Annotated in this window: 19 protein-coding genes and 1 other RNA gene; 10 read left to right on the top strand and 10 right to left on the bottom strand. The window is 35.8% G+C overall.

The features are described 5' to 3' along the window. Positions 1-13: 13 nt before the first annotated feature. Genes AC3E9U_RS13165 through AC3E9U_RS13145 form a run of 5 tightly spaced genes read left to right on the top strand, consistent with a single transcriptional unit; the run spans position 14 to position 5701 of the window. On the top strand, positions 14-622 hold the full coding sequence (locus AC3E9U_RS13165; RefSeq protein WP_488747380.1) for a hypothetical protein: 609 nt from the start codon (positions 14-16) through the stop codon (positions 620-622). 2 nt (positions 623-624) lie between these two features. Further along, the gene (locus AC3E9U_RS13160) at positions 625-921 is read left to right on the top strand and encodes a winged helix-turn-helix domain-containing protein (protein ID WP_325203370.1); all 297 of its coding nucleotides are present in this window, start codon (positions 625-627) and stop codon (positions 919-921) included. Between the two features lie 59 nt (positions 922-980). Continuing rightward, positions 981-2369, top strand: a complete 1389-nt coding sequence (gene creD / locus AC3E9U_RS13155) for a cell envelope integrity protein CreD (RefSeq protein WP_488747379.1) — start codon at positions 981-983, stop codon at positions 2367-2369. 55 nt (positions 2370-2424) lie between these two features. Then, positions 2425-2916 carry an exosortase K gene (gene xrtK / locus AC3E9U_RS13150; protein ID WP_488747378.1) on the top strand — a complete coding sequence of 164 codons (492 nt, stop codon included), beginning with the start codon at positions 2425-2427 and terminating at the stop codon, positions 2914-2916. 1 nt (position 2917) lies between these two features. Continuing rightward, the gene (locus tag AC3E9U_RS13145; protein ID WP_488747377.1) at positions 2918-5701 is read left to right on the top strand and encodes an MSEP-CTERM sorting domain-containing protein; all 2784 of its coding nucleotides are present in this window, start codon (positions 2918-2920) and stop codon (positions 5699-5701) included. 33 nt (positions 5702-5734) lie between these two features. Here the strand turns inward: AC3E9U_RS13145 and AC3E9U_RS13140 are convergent, their stop codons facing one another. Beyond that, entirely contained in the window at positions 5735-6937 is a 1203-nt protein-coding gene (locus AC3E9U_RS13140) for an NAD(P)-dependent oxidoreductase (protein ID WP_488747661.1), read from the bottom strand. Between the two features lie 206 nt (positions 6938-7143). On the opposite strand from AC3E9U_RS13140, the gene ssrA reads away from it, so the two are divergent. Beyond that, positions 7144-7540: a transfer-messenger RNA gene (ssrA, locus tag AC3E9U_RS13135) on the top strand. Positions 7541-7631: 91 nt separating this feature from the next. Next, positions 7632-7787, top strand: coding sequence for a hypothetical protein (locus AC3E9U_RS13130; protein WP_488747376.1), 156 nt, complete (start codon positions 7632-7634; stop codon positions 7785-7787). 201 nt (positions 7788-7988) lie between these two features. Here the strand turns inward: AC3E9U_RS13130 and AC3E9U_RS13125 are convergent, their stop codons facing one another. The 8 genes from AC3E9U_RS13125 to AC3E9U_RS13090 form a co-directional block, all read right to left on the bottom strand. Next, positions 7989-8954 (bottom strand): fasciclin domain-containing protein, encoded by a 966-nt coding sequence (locus AC3E9U_RS13125; protein ID WP_488747375.1) that lies wholly within the window; start codon positions 8952-8954, stop codon positions 7989-7991. A 257-nt stretch (positions 8955-9211) separates the two neighbouring features. Beyond that, entirely contained in the window at positions 9212-9436 is a 225-nt protein-coding gene (locus tag AC3E9U_RS13120; protein ID WP_488747374.1) for an FAD-binding domain-containing protein, read from the bottom strand. A 228-nt stretch (positions 9437-9664) separates the two neighbouring features. Beyond that, positions 9665-10357 carry a lycopene cyclase domain-containing protein gene (locus tag AC3E9U_RS13115; protein WP_488747373.1) on the bottom strand — a complete coding sequence of 231 codons (693 nt, stop codon included), beginning with the start codon at positions 10355-10357 and terminating at the stop codon, positions 9665-9667. Between the two features lie 2 nt (positions 10358-10359). Further along, positions 10360-10800: a sterol desaturase family protein gene (locus AC3E9U_RS13110; RefSeq protein ID WP_488747372.1), complete on the bottom strand. Its 441-nt coding sequence runs from the start codon at positions 10798-10800 to the stop codon at positions 10360-10362. A 21-nt stretch (positions 10801-10821) separates the two neighbouring features. Further along, on the bottom strand, positions 10822-11661 hold the full coding sequence (locus tag AC3E9U_RS13105; protein WP_488747371.1) for a phytoene/squalene synthase family protein: 840 nt from the start codon (positions 11659-11661) through the stop codon (positions 10822-10824). Continuing rightward, on the bottom strand, positions 11658-13139 hold the full coding sequence (locus tag AC3E9U_RS13100) for a phytoene desaturase family protein (RefSeq protein WP_488747370.1): 1482 nt from the start codon (positions 13137-13139) through the stop codon (positions 11658-11660). The genes AC3E9U_RS13105 and AC3E9U_RS13100 overlap by 4 nt, the downstream gene beginning before the upstream one ends. Before the next feature lie 35 nt (positions 13140-13174). After that, positions 13175-14074, bottom strand: a complete 900-nt coding sequence (locus AC3E9U_RS13095; RefSeq protein WP_488747369.1) for a MerR family transcriptional regulator — start codon at positions 14072-14074, stop codon at positions 13175-13177. Between the two features lie 169 nt (positions 14075-14243). Further along, a complete protein-coding gene (locus tag AC3E9U_RS13090) occupies positions 14244-14867 on the bottom strand; it encodes a fasciclin domain-containing protein (RefSeq protein ID WP_488747368.1) in 624 nt (207 codons plus the stop codon). Positions 14868-15097: 230 nt separating this feature from the next. On the opposite strand from AC3E9U_RS13090, the gene AC3E9U_RS13085 reads away from it, so the two are divergent. Genes AC3E9U_RS13085 through AC3E9U_RS13075 form a run of 3 tightly spaced genes read left to right on the top strand, consistent with a single transcriptional unit; the run spans position 15098 to position 17564 of the window. After that, complete coding sequence (locus AC3E9U_RS13085) at positions 15098-15595, top strand: TspO/MBR family protein (protein ID WP_488747367.1); 498 nt, start codon at positions 15098-15100, stop codon at positions 15593-15595. Between the two features lie 43 nt (positions 15596-15638). Continuing rightward, positions 15639-16118 carry a hypothetical protein gene (locus AC3E9U_RS13080; RefSeq protein WP_488747366.1) on the top strand — a complete coding sequence of 160 codons (480 nt, stop codon included), beginning with the start codon at positions 15639-15641 and terminating at the stop codon, positions 16116-16118. A gap of 21 nt (positions 16119-16139) precedes the next feature. Next, on the top strand, positions 16140-17564 hold the full coding sequence (locus AC3E9U_RS13075; protein WP_488747365.1) for an SDR family oxidoreductase: 1425 nt from the start codon (positions 16140-16142) through the stop codon (positions 17562-17564). Positions 17565-18237: 673 nt separating this feature from the next. Here AC3E9U_RS13075 and AC3E9U_RS13070 read toward each other — a convergent pair. Continuing rightward, positions 18238-18798 (bottom strand): DUF4494 domain-containing protein, encoded by a 561-nt coding sequence (locus AC3E9U_RS13070; RefSeq protein ID WP_488747364.1) that lies wholly within the window; start codon positions 18796-18798, stop codon positions 18238-18240. Positions 18799-18839: the final 41 nt, after the last annotated feature.

Genomic DNA, 18839 nt, shown 5'->3' with positions numbered 1-18839 from the left:
CAAAGTACTTTATATGGATACTCAAGATTATTTGCAGGATTTGAAAGAAATAAAAGATTTGATGAACAAATCAACACAATTTATTTCTTTAAGTGGCTTTTCTGGTGTTTTAGCCGGAATCTACGCTTTGGTCGGAGCAGGTTATGTTTATTATCTGATTGAAAATCACACGGAACAATATATTACTCTCGAAAGCACTACTTTCAAACTGATCCTGCTGACGGCCATGACGGTACTTATCGCCTCTTTAGTTACTGCTTACCTACTTACGGTGCAGAAAGCTAAAAAGATTGGTGAAAAAGTATGGAATATTTCTTCAAAAAGATTATTGATCAATTTTTTCATCCCACTGATTACCGGAGGTATTTTTGCCATATTGCTGCTGCGAAATGGCTATTATGGTCTGGTGGCTCCTATAACACTTATTTTTTACGGTTTGGCTTGTGTCAATGCCAGCAAATATACACTAAGGGACGTGCGTTATCTGGGAATTACCGAGGTGATTTTAGGACTTATAGCTGTTGAATTCTCGGGTTATGGATTATATTTCTGGGTTTTTGGTTTTGGGATTTGTCATATTGTTTACGGAGCGGTTATGTACTTTAAATACGACAGAAAATAACCGTGAAAAATATTATTCAAAATATCAACAAGGCTTTTGACCATCGTATCCGACTGGGAATCATGTCGGTCCTGATGGTCAACGAATCTGCCGACTTCACCACCCTAAAAGAACTATTAGGCGTGACGGACGGAAATCTGGCAAGCCATGCAAAGGCACTTGAGGCGGAAAACTACATCATCGTAGAAAAACAATTTATCGGAAAGAAACCCAACACGAGTTACAAAGCAACTGCAGAAGGCCGAAAGGCATTTCGCGAGCACATTGAAGCACTTGAAAAATTAATACAGAAAAGCTAAAGCTATTTTTTTGCCCATCAACTTTGAAAAACAAAGTACTTTAAAACAAAAAACTATTCATGGAAAACCAAATTCAAAACAAAATGGAAAATCAAAGCACAAATCAGAACAAAGGATCCATCCTTCAGTCCACTACCGTTAAAATGATGATGGTAGGTGTACTGACATTGGTCTTAATGATTCCTCTCGCCTTCGTGAATAATCTGATCAATGAAAGATCGGAACGAAAAAAAGAAGTCATTAATGAAGTAACCACGCTGTGGGGGAAAGACGTAATTTTTTATGGTCCGATCGTAAAAGTTCCCTATAAGAGATATTCCGAGACATCCGTATTGGATCCAAATACCAAGAAAGCCAGCATACAGCTAAATTCCAGTGTGGATTATGCGTATTTCTTCCCTGAAAAACTTAACAGTTCTTCCGACATTAAAAAGAACACTTCTTTAAAAAGAGGCATTTACAACAACGTAGTTTATTCGGCGGATATGAAATTTGACGGTAATTTCAATAAGTTGAATTTTGACAAATTAGACATCAAAGACGAAGATATCGAATGGAACAAAGCTTCTTTGGTTGTCAAAACGACAAATTTAAAAAGCATTAAAAGTGATTTAAACGTTAAACTTAACGATAAGGTTTTCAATTTTGAATCAAAAGACGAACAGGATAGTATTTACGGTACGCTGGAAACAGAAACATTCGATTATAAAACACTGGCCGCAACCGGTAAATTAGATTTCAGTTTCGCGATGAAATACAACGGAAGCAACAGTATCAAATTCATTCCGATCGGTAAAACCACACAGATCAGTCTGGATTCTGATTGGGATTCCCCAAGCTTCGAAGGAATGTTCGCAGCAAATGATACTACCAAAAAAATCAGCAAAAAAGGATTCCATGCAGATTGGAAGATATTGGACATTAATCGGTCGTTCTCGCAACAACATGTTTCCAAACTACCAAATCTGAATGAATATTCCTTTGGTGTAAAACTAATTGACACCGTAGACGAATACCAACAGAACGACCGCGCGTCAAAATACGGTTTCCTGGTAATCGGACTTACGTTTTTAATCTTCTTTTTAATTCAGTCGGTGAACAAAATCAACATTCACATCTTTCAGTACACAATGCTGGGACTGGCGCTTATCATGTTTTACACTTTATTGATAGCCATTACGGAACATTCGAGTTTCTCGCTGGCCTACCTGATTGCTTCGGTATCGGTAATCGGCATGATTGTTTTGTACTCCGTCTCAATATTAAAAACCAAAAAATTCCCATTATTCATTGGCTTGGCCTTAGGCTCCGTCTACACTTTTATTTATGTCATCATTCAATTAGAAAACTATGCGCTGCTAGTGGGAAGCATCGGATTATTCATCATTCTGGCCCTTGTTATGTACTTTTCACGAAAAATTGACTGGGATAACCCAAATAACCAATAATTCAAAATGGCAGTCCCTTTCTGGGGCTGCCCTAATTAACTTCCGAAAAATAGATATGGACATAAAAAAAATAGGTTTACTGCTCATCGTATTTGCCTGCTTAAAGAAGCTGTTTTCACTTCTGACCATAAATGATATATATTATTTTATTTATCCGGTTTCCAAAATCGTAAGCATTGTCGCAAATGCAAAATTTCAATTTTTAAATGATGTTGGATTCCACTATGAAGACCTGAACATAATCATTGACAAATCCTGTTCGGGAACAAACTTCTTCCTGATCCTGTTACTCGCATTAAGTTTCAGAATATTACGAATGAAAAACTATAAAGCCTATTATTTTCCGACAGCACTGCTCCTCTCCTATCTGCTGATGATCGTCGCAAATTCATCCCGAATCATCATTTCACTATTTTTAAAAAATTCTCACGGACTATTGCCCTCTGCTTCCTGGATGCATCAGCTTCAGGGAACGTTCATCTATTTGTTCTTTCTGATTGCCTTTTACATCGCCGCTGATGTTTCATTAAAAAAACTAAACAATTAAAATGAGAACTCTTTTACAACCTAAATGGATCGTAATCCTGAATACAATTCCGCTGCTCATACTATCGGCGATAATGTATAATGATTTTCTTATTATCAAAAGTCTGCTGAAACCGGTATCCCTGAACAATTGGTATATTTTCAGCTCGATTCTTTTTCTCTTATTTGGACTTAGCCTGTTTTCGGCCATTTATTTTTACGCAAAAAAGCAATTGATCCCGATCTGGGTTGGATTTATATCATTACTCGCTTACCTCACCTACATTTACACTTACTACTACTACATTGACTATTTAGTACCCTTCAACATACCCAACTGGATGATTTCCGGCAATTTGTTTTTTCACGTGGGAACCTTCTTAATGCCAACATTCATCCACTCGATCCTAATCCTTGTACTCCATTTCACAGATGAGGAGAAGAATCAGAAAGCATGGGTCAATTTTTTGTATACGCTCTTTATACCAATACTATTTTATCTGTTTTCACAAATAATCATACCGCTTTCCAGTAGTCTTGAAACTAACTTCGGCGCGCATTCACTTATTATCGCAGTACTCGCCGGCACAATAGTGTTTCTGTTTTTCCTGTTCAGAAGTATTTACATTCTGGCCATCAAAAAGGAAAAAATATGGACTGACTATCAAATAATCTGGAAACTGGTTTTCTGCCTGATTTTCCCATTATTAGGCTTACTGATCAATAACGGAGTAATTACACTTAGAGGATTTTCCGACGGAGAAAACGGCATTTTTGGAAATTTCAACAGCAACTGGTTCTATATTCTGGCAGTTGTAAACGGAATATTGTTATGTATCCCGGCAATTAAAAACACAAAATTGCAATTACTTCTTTTCACTGGAAGATGTATTACGCTCTCTTTTACCCTATATTTCTTTTTTGTGTTTATTCCCTATTTACCGATATCCATTCCGGCCATCATTTTCATAGGTGTCGGATTTTTAATGCTGACGCCAATAATCCTGACCGTGATTCATGCAGCTGAAATTGCCGGACAATACAAGGAACTGAAAACCGTTTTCTCAGCAACGAAAATAACACTTTGGGGAACTTTGGGCTTTATCGTTATACCGACAGTTATCACGCTGACTTACGCAAAAGACCGAACAACACTTATCAATGCATTGGAATACGTATACAATCCGGATTATTCCAAAACGTACGATATTGATGCCACATCACTCAAAAAGACACTCCATAACATCCGAAAAAGCAAAAAAAGACGCGATGAATTTATTTTCGGCGAACAGATTCCATATTTAAATACCTTTTACAATTGGATTGTCCTTGATAACCTAACCCTTTCTGATACTAAAATCAATTACCTGGAACAGATTTTCTTTGATGAAGATATATCTTCAACGGAAATCGAAAGAACAGAAGAAAGCTCAGAATTCGAAACCAATATCACATCCAAAAGCACTTACGATCCCAAAAAACAAATCTGGATCAGTACTATTTCTTTTAATTTAACCAATCTTAGCAGTAGTACTTCCGAATATGCTACCCATTTTGAAATTCCGGAAGGCTGTCTGATCAGTGATTATTATCTGTATATGGGAAAGAAAAAGGAACGCGGACTTCTGGCAGAAAAGAAATCGGCGCTTTGGGTTTACTCAAACATTGTAAACGAAAACAAAGATCCGGGAATAATCTATTACCTTAACCGAAAAGAAATTGCATTGCGCGTTTTTCCTTTTTTGGGTAATGAAACCCGAAATACTGAAATCGAACTGATTCACAAAGAACCGATCAGCCTTACGATTGACAATAAAAAAATGAGTTTAGGAGAACCTAATGAGATAAACGAAAATCAAAACAGTTCTTCTTTTGTGACAACCAGTCAAAAATCAAAACTAAAGAAAGTAACCAGAAAGCCTTACTTCCACTTTATCATCGATGTTTCAAAAGGAAACGAAAAACTGGTTGATCAATATATAAATTCAGTTGAAAAAATTATTGCCGAATATCCAACAACCGGTACAAATCATAAAATAAGTTTAGTGAACAACAATTCAGAAACTTATAACTTAAACTCCAACTGGAAAGAAGAATTGCAAAAAGCTAATTTTGAAGGCGGATTTTATCTCGACCGAGGCATTAAAAAGATCTTATTTGACACCTATAACGACAGATCAAAAGCGGTCTATCCAATAATCGTAACACTGACTGATGCTATCGGAAACGGAATTATTGAAAGCGATTTTTCAAATTACAACCAGTTTTTACCGGAGCAGAACGTTTTCTACAATTACAAAAGTGACGGAAGTCTGGATGCGCATAGATTCGATAAAAGTCCGAAAACTGCTTTCGCCGAAAATATCGCTATCAGCACAAATCCAAAACCGGTTTTAGAATTCCGCTCAAAAGACAAAATCCAATATCTGGCAGATAATGATCAGGGAAGTATTTTAATGGCCGATTTCACTCAGACGCAAAATGAAAAACCGGATGAAAAAGACTGGAATGCCGGAATCGAAGCCCATAAAATGTGGGTCAATTCAAACTTTCATCCGGAGAATTACGAAAAAGACTGGTTGCATCTGATCGGACAAAGTTTTAAAACCAAAATCATGAACCCGCATACTTCTTATATGGTTGTTGAAAATGAAGCACAAAAAGAAGTTTTAAAACAAAAGCAAAAACTGGTGATGTCCGGAAACAAAGCTTTGGATCTGGACGAAGAATCAGACAGGATGTCCGAACCGAATATCCTCATTTTACTATTTCTGTCTTTAGGATTGTTTTTCTTCAAAAAGCGATAACAAAAAAGTCCCGAGAGTTAATCGGGACTTTTTTTATTTACCATCTACATAATCCTGCAGGTATTTAAATCTTTCGGTCAGTTTACCATTCTCCGTTATAATGGCACGCTCCAAAATTCCGTCTCTATCATTGTTGTAAAACGCCGGAATAACATGTTCCAGGAACATTTCTCCGAAACCTTCACTGGCGTCTTTTGGTAATTCACATGGTAAATTATCCACTGCCATAACAACGATAGCGCCCGGATGATTTACATCCACTTCGCTGCCGTCACTTGGGTAATACCCGTAAAAAGGTTCTGCTATAGTAGAAGAACGCAACGTACTTTCGATAGGACCTCCAACATCACACGAAATATCCGCAACGACTTTGATCTTATTATCCGGTGCGTTTAACATTTCTCTCGTTAAGATAGCAGGAGCTCCGTTTCCATAGAAATGTCCTGCTATAAAAATATCGGACACTTGCGTAAAACGCTCAAAATCAGAAATATATTCTTGTGAATTCTGATAAAAATCGTCCTTCGATACTACTGTGCCGTCTTTTCGTTTGTTATAATCCAGAACATCGATTTGCGTATATACCGGTCTGTCATAGGATTTCGTTAAATAATCTTCAACAGAAACCTGTTTGATTTTCATGGCATCCAAGATTTCTTTGGCGCCCATCCCTACTTTTCCGACACCGGTTAAAACGATTTTGATAGGTGGCAACATCGGACGACGTAAACGTTCAACTAATGCCGCTTTATCTGCTAAAGTTTCGGCTTTTGGAAGATTAAATAATTCGTATTTCATTCCGAATGCCCTGAATCCGTTGTAGGTACCAACAATTCCGGCATAACGCCCGAATCCGATCAAACGGTGGTTTGTATCATTGACAATGGTTTCATGATCGATTAAGCCGATATTTTTGTCCAGACAAGCAATAAGTAGTTTTTTATTATAAGGTTGTTTTTTTATGGTGTGTGAAAAAAAGAAGTATTTTTTATTAGGGATCAGGGATTCGATCGGCACCTCTTTTACACCGATCAAAACGTCACAATCCGACAGATCGTCACTCAATTCAAATCCTAATTTTCGATACTCATCATCCTGAAAAACACGGATATCCGAAGGTTCTACTTTAATCTCAGCCTGGGGAAACTGTTCTTTTAATTTAATTAATTCTGCTGGGGTGAAAACCACGCGTCGATCAGGGGGATTTTTTCTTTCTTTAATAATTCCGAATTTCATCATTCTGCAATCTTTGAACAGTTTTTATAAAAATATCACAAAAAGTGATAAAAAAAGACGGTTAAAATTGTTAATTTTGTCTGTTTTTATTTATTTGTTGCCCAAATGTAGTGTTTAAAGAAATTAGGTGCAATAATTTTTTATCGAATTTTGATTACTTTAACTTTGCATTGTGAATTTTGTGATTAAATTTGCAAAAAGCATCTGGGGTCGACTGGTTTTGACAGCGGGTGGAATTGGAAAGTAAGCACGTCGAGAACTGGGACAATTCTCGTTAATAAAAGGTTTCAACATTTTACACGGCGAAAATAATTACGCTTTAGCTGCTTAATCTGAATCATAGTAAGATTTGCCTAGTTCCGACCAGGTCGGAAAGCTGGATTCTCCTCGAAAGCCTTGGTTTATGGCGTTCGGCTTAGGGGAACCGTAAAAGTAAACCTAGGAAAGGTAAAGCTTTAAATCCTTTCCGACATTTATAAAGCTAAGCGAAAAGTGGCCGTTTCCGGCCTTGCTTTTTGTCGAAAATCCAATCGGAAACTAAGCGTGTAGAAAGCTCTTCGATTGCTCGTTTGGACGAGAGTTCGATTCTCTCCGACTCCACTAGAACAAACCTATTTTAAGGCAAAAGCCTGTAAATCGTATGATTTACAGGCTTTTTTGTTTTAGCTGACGATTTTCGGGAGAATATTTGGAGATGAAAGAATACTACAATATGTCGAACATCTTCTTTTCGACCAAAGAATCACGATGGTCATTTATCATGGGAAACTTCAAGCAAAACGATATCGCCTTAAAAATTGATACCCTGTGTACAACAAAAAATCGGGATTTGGTAGTAAAATTCACTTAAACATATTTTTTATCATATAAGTATTTAAAAGAAAAACCCCGTTTCTGACTCTTTTTGAGCAATTTCGGGGTTTGTTTCTTCTAATAAACCGTATTTACTTAAATACATTTTTTTATTTTGAATGTGCCGCTATGAATTCTCTGTCCACAATGAAAATTATTACTTCATATTAAATCCGTGATTGATTTTTTACCTCTGTAACTAATTAAGATTTGGTAACAAAACTTTGTCGATCACGTGAATCACTCCATTACTTGCCTGAACATCCGTTGCGATGATATTAGCTACTCTGTTATTTTCATCCGTTATTTTTGCACCTCCTGTCAAACTGATTGTAAATGTTCCACCAGCTAAAGGAGTTACTGTCATATTGTTAGTTAAACTCGATGACACTACATTTCCAGAGACCACATGGTATTGTAGTACGGTTGTTATCTGTGCCGCTGATGGAGTCAATGGAATAGCTGCAAGTTCAGCGGTAAGATTTGTAAATGCCTGGTTGGTTGGCGCAAAAACTGTAAATGGCCCTTCACCAGAAAGTATGCCTACAAAGTCAGGTTGCCCTTCACTGGTTAAAGTCGAAACTAACGATGAGAAATTTGGATTAGCAATGGCATGATTTACAACGGTTGGTAAATTAATTACGTTATCTACAACATGAATAATACCATTGGACGCTTTAATATTTGCACTCGTTACCGTGGCACCTCCGTTTGCTGCCCCTCCATTGATTTTAACACCAGAAGTCAAATCAATGTACATGCTTAAAGTGTTAGAAGATGAAGCACTTCCTTTAGCTAAAGTTTTTACATAACCCGTACTCAATTCTGAGCTGGTATAAGACTCAGCAATCACATGATTTTTTAAAATTTCAGTTAACAGGGGAACCGGCACATCATCTAAGTTTAAAAATCCATTTTCATTTAAAAAATCCTGAAATTTTTCATTGGTTGGTGCAAATACAGTATAGCTTCCAGGATTGTTAAATGTCGCTGTTAGCCCAGTTTTGTCGAGCGCTTCCACCAAAACACTCAAATTTGGGTTGCCTAAAGCGATTTCGGATATTGTCTGCAATTGGCTGTTAGTATTGTTATCATCATCATCATTACATGAAAACATCAGAAATAGAGAACAACCAACAAAAAGATTTTTAATTACATTTTTCATGGCTAAATTTCTTTTAAAGTTTACGTAAAGTTAATAAATATGTTTAATATTTTTTTATTTTCGTTAAACAAAAATATCTTTTAACATTTAATTAGTACTTTACAAAATGGGGAAATAAAATTCTTACCCCATTTCTCTTTTTACTTTCCTATTAAAATCACCTTTTTGTATGTCCCAAAGTCAGTCTCTCGCAAAAGCATTTTCTGCTATTGGGGAAATATAGCCTAAATCAAAATCTGGAATCCATTTACGGATATTTACTCTTTCTCATCGATTTTTCTCAACTGTACAGCAGGATCAAAAAACCTCAAATATGGTACAGCATCGCAACCCGTTCCCACGGCCCACTGCCAATTTACAATCTTTAATGACAATTCATAATCCCGTAATTTGTGGGCTAAATTGGCTTCCCTACAACACCAGTCTGCCAACAAATGTTTACAGAAGAAACCAGTAGCAACCATTCGAATCCGATTATGCATACAACCGGTTTGATTAAACTGTTGGATTCCGGCTTCAACTATTGGGTATCCGGTATTTCAGTACATCAAAGTCTAAACTCTGCTTCGTTAATCCGCCATTAAATTCCAGTATAATCTGTAATTTCAAAACCCATATTCTTTGGTGTACTAATTTCCGGATTTTGAGGTGATGAGAAAAACTCCCGGCATTTGTTCAAATCAACCTGAATGTACTGAACAGTTTGTAACTTATAAATTTTTATTTTTTGCTTTTTCGATTTTCTCGATTAAAATCAAACTCATAAGCAACAAAGAAAAAGCGTAACCGATATCTTCAACCGGGATGGTACCTAATCGGATTCCCAGATTTTCGGCATTGTTATAAATCACGACCGGCTCATCTATAAAACTTCCGGTAAGTATGCCGTTGACCAATGAAAAAGGGATCAGGATAATAAGAAAAGTAATGAAAAATGTCTTTAGGATATTCGGCATTTTTAACATTGTATAAGTCAAAAGTAATACCAGTAAAATCAAACTGATCGTGGTGTATAATCGTCCGAAAAACAACCCGATTATTGGCAGAATTAAAAACATCAAAAGTCCGTAAATCCATTTTACCATTTGATCGCCCAACTTTATTTTTGGAAAAAAATGCTGAAAAGCAAAATGAATAAACAAACTGGCGTATGGAATACAAAAAAAGAACAACCATTCTTCAATAGGCAATTCCCAGAAAGCCAGGCCTGAATGGTATCTTTCGTTAAAACTCCAAACCCTCATTTGAGTAAAAATGATGTCCCAAACGATAAAAAAAACTGCAGTTATGGAAATACCCGTCAAAACTGCACGCCAACGACTAATGAAACGCATTCGGTTTTCAAAACTGTAGGCGAAAGGCACTATGAAAGAACCAATATTTAACAATAAATAAAGCGACATCCTTATTTTTTAAAATATTTTAATGGAACAAATAACATCCCGAAACACTCGCCGTGTTCCTTGCCTAAATGTTTATGATGAACTTTATGGGCTTTTCTCAAACCAATCAAATATTTGTTTTTGGTATGCTTAAACCATTTGAAACGCTGATGAATCAGGACATCATGAACCAAAAAATAACAAATCCCGTAGAAAAGGATTCCCAAGCCAGTGAAAAACAATTCATTGATTTGCCCTCTTGTGCCAAAATAAAACAGTAATATGCTTGGAATGGCAAAAATGACGAAGAAAATATCATTTCGCTCAAAAACATGAGCGTACTTAGGTTGATGATGATCTTCGTGAAAATACCACATAAAACCATGCATTACATATTTATGAGTGCACCACGTTACGGCTTCCATAAACATAAACGTGGCTAAAGTGATGAGTAAATACAGCATTTTCTTATCGTTAAAATATTTTTAAACCAATTTCAGCTTATAAGATACGAATGATTTGGCCAGCAAACCGGCTTTGGCATAATTTGAAACCCGGATTCTTTCGCTTCCGATTTTGTGAGACGGCGTATTTTCCAGTTTTTTGAGCAAAGTTTTATAATAAACATAAGCCGTATAGACGCCAAACTTTGCTTCCAACGGTAACTTTTTAATGCCCTGCAAAGCCAATTCAAAATCATTGTGTATTTCATCGATGATTATTTTTTTAGAAGTCTCATCAAAAGTATTTAATTTGACTCCTGGAAAATAATTTCGGTTCAAAACCTGCTGATCGTCTTTCAAATCCCTCAAAAAATTTACTTTTTGAAATGCCGATCCCAAACGCATCGCTTCATATTTTAAATTTTCATAACGCTCGATATGGCCTTTTACAAAAACTTTTAAACACATCAATCCTACCACATCAGCCGAACCGTAAATATATTCATTGTATTCCGATTGGGTTTGATAATTTTGTTTGACCAGGTCCATTTTCATGCTTTTCAGGAAATCCTGAATCAAATCATCTGTAATATTGTACTTTTTCACCGTTTGCTGAAACGAATTTAAAATCGGGTTCAGACTTATATTTTGATTATACGCCCTATAATATTCTGATTCAAAATGCGTTATTAAATCATCTTTATCAAAACCGTGAAAGGAATCGACAATCTCATCCGCCAACCGAACAAATCCGTAAATACTGTAAATAGCACTCCTAATGCTTGGTGCAAGCAAATAAACAGCCAGCGAAAATGAGGTACTGTACTTTTTGGTTATTTCCTCACTGCATTTGAATGACACTTCGTCAAAGAATTTTTTCATAGCTTCTGTTTTTTTAATTGGCTGATTATTAAATCTGACACTATTTTCCCGGAAATAAGGGAAGGCGGGACTCCCGGACCGGGAACGGTTAACTGACCGGTAAAAAACAGGTTTTTAACCTTTCTGCTTTTGACTTTTGGTCTCAAAAAAGCGGTCTGTGTGAGAATATTGGCTAAACCATAAGCATTCCCTTTATAGGAATTATAATCTTTGACAAAATCATTCACGCAGAAACTTTCCTGAAACAAAATGCTGTCTTTCAAATTTTGATCCGTCAATTGTTCCATGCGATTAATGATGCTGTTAAAATATTTTTCCCTTATTTCAAGAGTGTCTTCAATTCCCGGGGCAACAGGTATCAGGAAAATAGCAGCTTCTTTTCCATAAGGTGCGGCCGAATCATCCGTTTTACTTGGGAAACTGGCGTAAAACAAGGGTTTTTCGGGCCATTTCGGATTGTCATAAATACTATGCGCATGAATGTCAAAATCGGCATCAAAGAACAAAGTGTGATGTGAAACGTTATCAATTTTTTTATCGAAACCTACATAAAACAACAAAGATGATGGAGCGAATACTTTTTTGTCCCAATATTTTTCAGAGTAAACGCGATACGTTTTGTCTAACAAAGTTTCGGTGTGATGGTAATCAGCTCCGCTCAAAACAATATCAGCAGGTAAAAATTTACCATTAACAAAAACACCCTTGGCACAACCATTTTCAACAACAATTTTCTCGACGTTTTGACTGGTTTTAATTGTTACGCCAAGCGAAGAAGCCAAATCTTTCATGGCATTCACTACTTCATACATACCGCCTTTGGGGTACCAGGTTCCCAATTCAAAATCGGCATAATTCATAAAATTGTAAAACATGGGGGTATCCGAAGGTTTCGCACCCAAAAACAAAACCGGAAATTCCATTATTTGCCGTAATCTGTCGTTTTTGATTTTTTTACGAACACGAGTGCGAATACTTGTAAAAAACTGATTGACCTTTTTAACTGTAACCGGAGTAATAAGTTCTGTTACGGAAAGTCCGGGACGATATACCAAATCCTTTATTGCCACTTCATAATTAAATCGTGCTTCCAGCAAAAATTTGCTTAAACATTCCCCGCTTCCAGGCTCTTCTTTCTCAAAAACCTCCTTTATCTCATCCGGGTTATCAGGAATTTCAATTGAGTTCAATTTATCGAAATACACCTCATAAGCCGGATTAAGCTTTTCCAAACGGTAGAAATCGGATGGTTTTTTACCAAAATCAGAAAAGAATTTTTCAAAAACGTCAGGCATCCAGTACCATGTAGGCCCCATATCAAACATAAAACCATCCCTAAGCAATTGACGTGCCCTGCCTCCTACTGTCGTATTTTTTTCCAATACCATAACTTCAAAACCATTTTGGGCCAAATAACAAGCGGCAGAAAGACCTGAAAATCCGGATCCTATAATCGTAATTGAATGGTTTTGTTTCATTTTGTTTAATGTTTTTAAGTTTATATTAAACAAAATTAATGAATCTGTTGAATTAAATCTGAAATTGAATCAAAAATTTTCACATTACTTCCAATAGAAGTGCGATCTATATACCGAATTTGGCTTCCCAAACACCAGATTTCATTGTTTTGGCCGGACAATTGAACTGACATGTCCCGCAGATAATCATTAACCGAATCTATATCGGGCTGAACCGTGAAATAAGTAATAAAAACAATGGATTCGAAATGGTGCTTCAAGTCTCTTAAATTTTCAAGGGGAACACTCTCACCAAGATAAACCGTACGATAACCCTTCAACAAAATTTCATATTGGGTAAACAAAAGCCCTAATTCGTGAATTTCATTTAATGGCAGAGACAAAACAAAAACCCTGTCACTCGGAACTTTATTATCATTTTTACACTGTTCGATATTGAAGATTAATTTCCTTTTGATCAACTGACTGATAAAATGCTCATTAGCCGGTGTAATAGTTTGTGTTTGCCATAAAACGCCAAGCTCATCCAAAAGCGGAATGAAAACATCATAAAAAATTTCAGTAAAAGATTTCTCCTCCAAAAGCCATTCATAAGTATTAAGAAACAAATCCTGATCAAAATTCATCATTGCGATTTTAAAAGCACCAACCGCGTGATTTTTGATATTTTTTTTAGTGACGATTTCTTTTACCAATTCAGGAACCTTATCTGAATTAAGATTGGCTATCCTGGAAATTTTATAACCATGCTCCAGGAGAAGTACAATATTTAGCAATTTTTGAAGATTTTCAACATCATACAAACGCACGTTAGTTTCAGTGCGGACCGGTTGCAGAATATTATAGCGCTTTTCCCATATACGTATGGTATGCGCCTTGATTCCGGAAAGATTTTCCAAATCCTTTATACTGAAAACTGTTTTAATTTTGTTCATTTTATCTTATAACATTTTAAACAAAAATACAAAAATGCAAACCTAAAAATTAAAAAAATACAAGTATCCTGCTCACGGAGAATAAATTTTTCAGACAAAATGTTTAAAACGAAATGAGCTCAAAAATTTGAGCCCATTAAATTTTGCCTTTTATAGTTCATTACCATTTTTAATTCAATTTCGGCAACAACACTGCATCTATGACATGAATTATTCCATTTGATGCAGAAATATTTGCAGAGGTAATAGTAGCATTACTGCTAATTGCTATAATGGAGCCATTTGCAGTTACTGAAAACTTACTTCCCAGAAGAGTTGTAATTAGACGCACTCCATTTTTTGGCACAACACTATTCGCAGCCCGTCTTCCATCCGTCACATGATATAATAAAACGTCTCGTACCAAAGGCGCTGGAAGGTCAGTGATTTTGCTGATTTGTAAAGCAGAATATAAATTTTTAAATGCCTGATCAGTGGGAGCAAAAACAGTATATTGATCCTTTCCATTAGCAAAAAGATCAACCAAACCGGTATTTAACTCAGAGTCCACATAAACCAATGCAGAAACCAATTCATTAAATCCACCGTTAACAGCAATCTCTGCAATTGATGAATTTCCTGGAGCTAAAGCAGATTTTGATTCTTCTGCAGAATCTTTAATCATCTTATTTGACATTGAAGTTTCTAAAGTAGCGCTATCATCCGTAGAGCAGGATGAAAAAGCGAAGGCTACTAAAACCATTAACCCTAAATTTTTTACAGTTACTAAGGAGTGAAAGATTTTGTTTTTCATGATAAAGATAATTAATTGTTATTTAAAATGTTCCAAATAGTCAAGCAAAAAGGGTGTTATTTAGAGCATAGACCATCTATAGCGAGTAATAATTAGATTTTGGATTATTTTCATCCATCTGATATTTAAATACTTACGTAAAATTAGTATTTTTGTTTAACGAAAACTAATTTTAATTAAACAAATTTTTATCTTTAACATTTATTTTATATTTAATAACCTAAAATCCTATGAAAACAAGCATCATCAATCAGCATTCAGCTATAAAAATGATTAGTATTAGTTTTATATTACTTATTTTTAACTTTTCTGCTTTAGTGATCAGCGGCCGCTATACGGCTGATGGAGTAAAAAGCGAATGGTATCACCTTCTTAATAAGGCTCCTTGGACACCACCTGGCTGGGTATTTGGTTTTGCTTGGACAACTATTATGATCTGCTTTGCATTTTACATGACTTTTCTGTGGTCTAAAGTGAATCAAAAAAAGATCGTTATACTACTTTACTTCTTGCAATGGATATTGAATGCTTCATGGAGTCCGGTTTTTTTTAAACATCATGAAACTGTAGTTGCCTTAGTTATAATCGCTTTACTGACGATGCTTGTTGGATTTATGTTGTTTTGGTTTTTAAGAATACTGGGGCTAAAAACCATATTCATCACGCCTTATTTTATATGGCTCCTCATTGCAACGTCGTTAAACGGCTATATTTGTTTTTATAATTAACTTAAATATTAGGTCACTGTAATTAAACTTCAACTTACGTCAAATGAAACTTTTTTTGATTTTTTTATTTTCATTATTTAGTCATTTTGACAATTACAACTTGTCATACTTACGCGATTGTTATTTAAAAGCTCCTTATGACGAAAAAATTGCAAAAGAACTTATCAGTATAACGGAATCAAATAATAGCGAAATTTTAATAAAAGGATATTATGGCGCTGCAAAAATAATAATAGCCAAACACTATATAAATCCGGTCTCTAAATTGAAGACCTATAATGATGGCAAGGCTATATTAGAGTCTGCCATCGAAAAAGACAAATCAAATCCCGAATTGCGGTTTCTTCGATTAAGCATACAGGAAAATGTACCGTCTTTTTTAGGTTACCGCCATAACATTGAGCAAGACAGATTATTTCTGAAAGAAAGCCTTCCTACAATAACTGATGATGAACTAAAAAAAATTATAACTTCTTATCTGAACAATAAGAAATCAAAACCGAATCTCAAAAGCCGTAAATAGTCATATTAAATCAAATGTATTATGAAAGTTCTTCTCACTGGTGCAACAGGCTATATCGGAAAAAGAATATTACTGCCATTGGTGGAGAATGGCCATCATGTGGTTTGCTGCGTCAGAGATAGAGCCCGTTTTAATCCACCGCCTTCCATTTTGGAAAACATTACAATTCTGGAAGTTGATTTAACTGATTATCATTCACTACAAAAGATTCCGTATGACATTGATGCTGCCTATTACCTTGTTCACTCCATGGCCGATTCTTCCAAGTTTGAGAATCTTGAAATTCAATCTGCATCAAATTTCAGAAAAGTACTCTCTGCCACACAGGCAAAACACCTAATCTATCTCAGTGGGATTATCAATGAGTCTAAATTGTCAAAACATCTATTATCCAGAAAAAATGTAGAAGAAGAATTATCAAAGGGTTCATACCATTTTACCTGCATAAGAGCCGGGATCATTATTGGATCAGGCAGCGCATCTTTTGAAATAATCAGGGATCTGGTCGAGAAACTACCAGTCATGATTGCCCCAAAATGGCTGCTTACCCGATGCCAACCAATTGCCATTGCTGATGTTATAGCTGCATTGACCAAATGTTTAATGATTCATAAAACTTTTGACCAAAGTTTTGATATCGGCTCGACCGACATTCTTACCTATAAAGAAATGTTACTGAATTATGCCAAAGTGCGGAACCTGAAACGTAAAATCTGGATTGTTCCTGTTATGACACCTCGTCTTTCCTCCTATTGGTTATATTTTGTTACTTCAACCTCTTATAAACTTGCCTGCTCGCTTGTTGAAAGCATGAAGGTAGAAGTAGTTTGCCGAAATAACGCCTTATTGCAACTATTAGATATCCAGCCAATTTCATATGTAAACGCAATTCAGAGAGCTTTTGACAAAATTGAAAACAATGAAATAATTTCAAGTTGGAAAGATGCGTATTCAAGTAGTGGAGGAAAATCAAATATATCCAGATTTATAGCTGTTCCGGAATTTGGATGCTTTCGTGACCAGCGCAAAAGAAAAATTCAGAACCGTGACGTTTGCATCGAAAAAATATGGCGTATTGGCGGCGATAACGGTTGGTATTATACTAACTGGCTTTGGAAAATTCGAGGATTTATGGATAAACTTTTGGGTGGAGTTGGCTTAAGAAGAGGAAGAACCAATCAAAAAGAAATTTCGGCAGGAGATGCACTGGATTTTTGGAGAGTCATCTATGCAAATAAAGGTGAAGGCCGATTATTGCTTTATGCAGAAATGAAACTACCCGGAGAAGCATGGCTCGAATTTAAGGTCAGTGAAGACGAACTTGTTCAGACGGCTACTTTCAGGCCATTGGGATTAGCCGGAAGGATTTACTGGTATTTGGTGTATCCTTTTCATGGTATTATTTTTTCGGGATTGATAAAAAGGCTGACGGAAAATGATAAGTAACGCGCCTGCTACAGGCAAGGCAATGAACGTAATTTATAAAAGCCATCAGGCAGATTTACTGTTTGATACCTTGTAAATACAGCTAAAATAAAAGACACTGTCTTTCATAATTTCTTAAACCGAATGGTCGTGGCTGATAAAATTTCAGGAAAGAATATTGTCTCTAAAACTTTATTTTATGCAACTTCACAATAGTATAAACACTTTTTATGCAAACAGAAAACAGAATCTAAGAGAGTATGCATCTATCCCAAAGACATGCAACGCATCATGCTTATGCAGAAGACAGAAAAAGACCTAAACAAGCAACAACAGGAGTTTGTAACTATAGAGGAATTTTGTCAATACACCAGCTCAAAATATGAACTGGTCTACCCTTTAACAGTCGGATAATCTTTATAAATTGTCCAAATTCCAAACAGGCTTTAACTAACTCAGCCCTGATTAATGGTTACTTTTACGCAGTGCGATTTGAGTACTTTTATTTCAAAAAAAGAGGTGACCAATTCGGTCACTATATGAAAATAAGCGTAAAAAAAACTCCGATAAAACAGGAAAAAATCAAATAGAGTCGGACTCTCACCGACTCCACTAAAACCAATTCATTTTGAAGCAAAAGCCCATAAATCATGTGATTTACAGGCTTTTTTTATTCCCAGTAACTTGATCTCAATTACATTGACACCTCAGCATCTTCTTCCACATCTTCGAATTCCGCAGGATCTTCCGAATCAGCAATTATACTTTTAGCAGTAGCCTTAAGTGCATTAAACCTTTCCAATTGTTCCAATCCCTCTTCATCACCACCGAAATAAGGAAAAACATCCATAATCGGAGATTCCGTAATAGCTGTTATTGTATAGTCACCCATTGTATTGTTCAAAGCGGCATTTGTATTGTCAAACGCCTCTTTGATATCATTCCCTTGAATTAACAAGTACATTGTAGCTTTTCGCTCTTTACCACTTTCCTCATCATAGGATATTAAAGAAACTTTGGATTTAAACCAACGGTCACAATTCTCAAAAGGATGGATCTCTGCCAAGTTAGCCACACTGATGGTCGTGATTTTAAATTCTTCACTGATATAAGCCGACATCTCCTCATTAATTCGGCTTTCCGCTTCCGTATACGATAATGCATCTACCAAATAAGGCTCTGTAACTACCTTCTGAATTGCATTATCATCTAATTTTCTGTACTTTACTTTACATTCATACCAAGTCGTGCTCATCTCTATAATTTTTAAGGACGCCAAAGATATATTTTAAAGGA

Source organism: Flavobacterium sp. 21.1, assembly GCF_057801535.1.
Note: the sequence above shows the minus strand (reverse complement) of the source record. Positions and strands in the feature narration are given on the sequence as shown.

Bases quoted from the DNA above. Each gene is read 5' to 3' on its own strand.
- AC3E9U_RS13165 (WP_488747380.1), top strand. From the start codon at position 14: ATGGATACTCAAGATTATTTGCAGGATTTGAAAGAAATAAAAGATTTG.
- creD (WP_488747379.1), top strand. From the start codon at position 981: ATGGAAAACCAAATTCAAAACAAAATGGAAAATCAAAGCACAAATCAG.
- xrtK (WP_488747378.1), top strand. From the start codon at position 2,425: ATGGACATAAAAAAAATAGGTTTACTGCTCATCGTATTTGCCTGCTTA.
- AC3E9U_RS13145 (WP_488747377.1), top strand. From the start codon at position 2,918: ATGAGAACTCTTTTACAACCTAAATGGATCGTAATCCTGAATACAATT.
- AC3E9U_RS13140 (WP_488747661.1), bottom strand. From the start codon at position 6,937: ATGAAATTCGGAATTATTAAAGAAAGAAAAAATCCCCCTGATCGACGC.
- AC3E9U_RS13130 (WP_488747376.1), top strand. From the start codon at position 7,632: ATGAAAGAATACTACAATATGTCGAACATCTTCTTTTCGACCAAAGAA.
- AC3E9U_RS13125 (WP_488747375.1), bottom strand. From the start codon at position 8,954: ATGAAAAATGTAATTAAAAATCTTTTTGTTGGTTGTTCTCTATTTCTG.
- AC3E9U_RS13120 (WP_488747374.1), bottom strand. From the start codon at position 9,436: ATGCATAATCGGATTCGAATGGTTGCTACTGGTTTCTTCTGTAAACAT.
- AC3E9U_RS13115 (WP_488747373.1), bottom strand. From the start codon at position 10,357: ATGTCGCTTTATTTATTGTTAAATATTGGTTCTTTCATAGTGCCTTTC.
- AC3E9U_RS13110 (WP_488747372.1), bottom strand. From the start codon at position 10,800: ATGCTGTATTTACTCATCACTTTAGCCACGTTTATGTTTATGGAAGCC.
- AC3E9U_RS13105 (WP_488747371.1), bottom strand. From the start codon at position 11,661: ATGAAAAAATTCTTTGACGAAGTGTCATTCAAATGCAGTGAGGAAATA.
- AC3E9U_RS13100 (WP_488747370.1), bottom strand. From the start codon at position 13,139: ATGAAACAAAACCATTCAATTACGATTATAGGATCCGGATTTTCAGGT.
- AC3E9U_RS13095 (WP_488747369.1), bottom strand. From the start codon at position 14,074: ATGAACAAAATTAAAACAGTTTTCAGTATAAAGGATTTGGAAAATCTT.
- AC3E9U_RS13090 (WP_488747368.1), bottom strand. From the start codon at position 14,867: ATGAAAAACAAAATCTTTCACTCCTTAGTAACTGTAAAAAATTTAGGG.
- AC3E9U_RS13085 (WP_488747367.1), top strand. From the start codon at position 15,098: ATGAAAACAAGCATCATCAATCAGCATTCAGCTATAAAAATGATTAGT.
- AC3E9U_RS13080 (WP_488747366.1), top strand. From the start codon at position 15,639: ATGAAACTTTTTTTGATTTTTTTATTTTCATTATTTAGTCATTTTGAC.
- AC3E9U_RS13075 (WP_488747365.1), top strand. From the start codon at position 16,140: ATGAAAGTTCTTCTCACTGGTGCAACAGGCTATATCGGAAAAAGAATA.
- AC3E9U_RS13070 (WP_488747364.1), bottom strand. From the start codon at position 18,798: ATGAGCACGACTTGGTATGAATGTAAAGTAAAGTACAGAAAATTAGAT.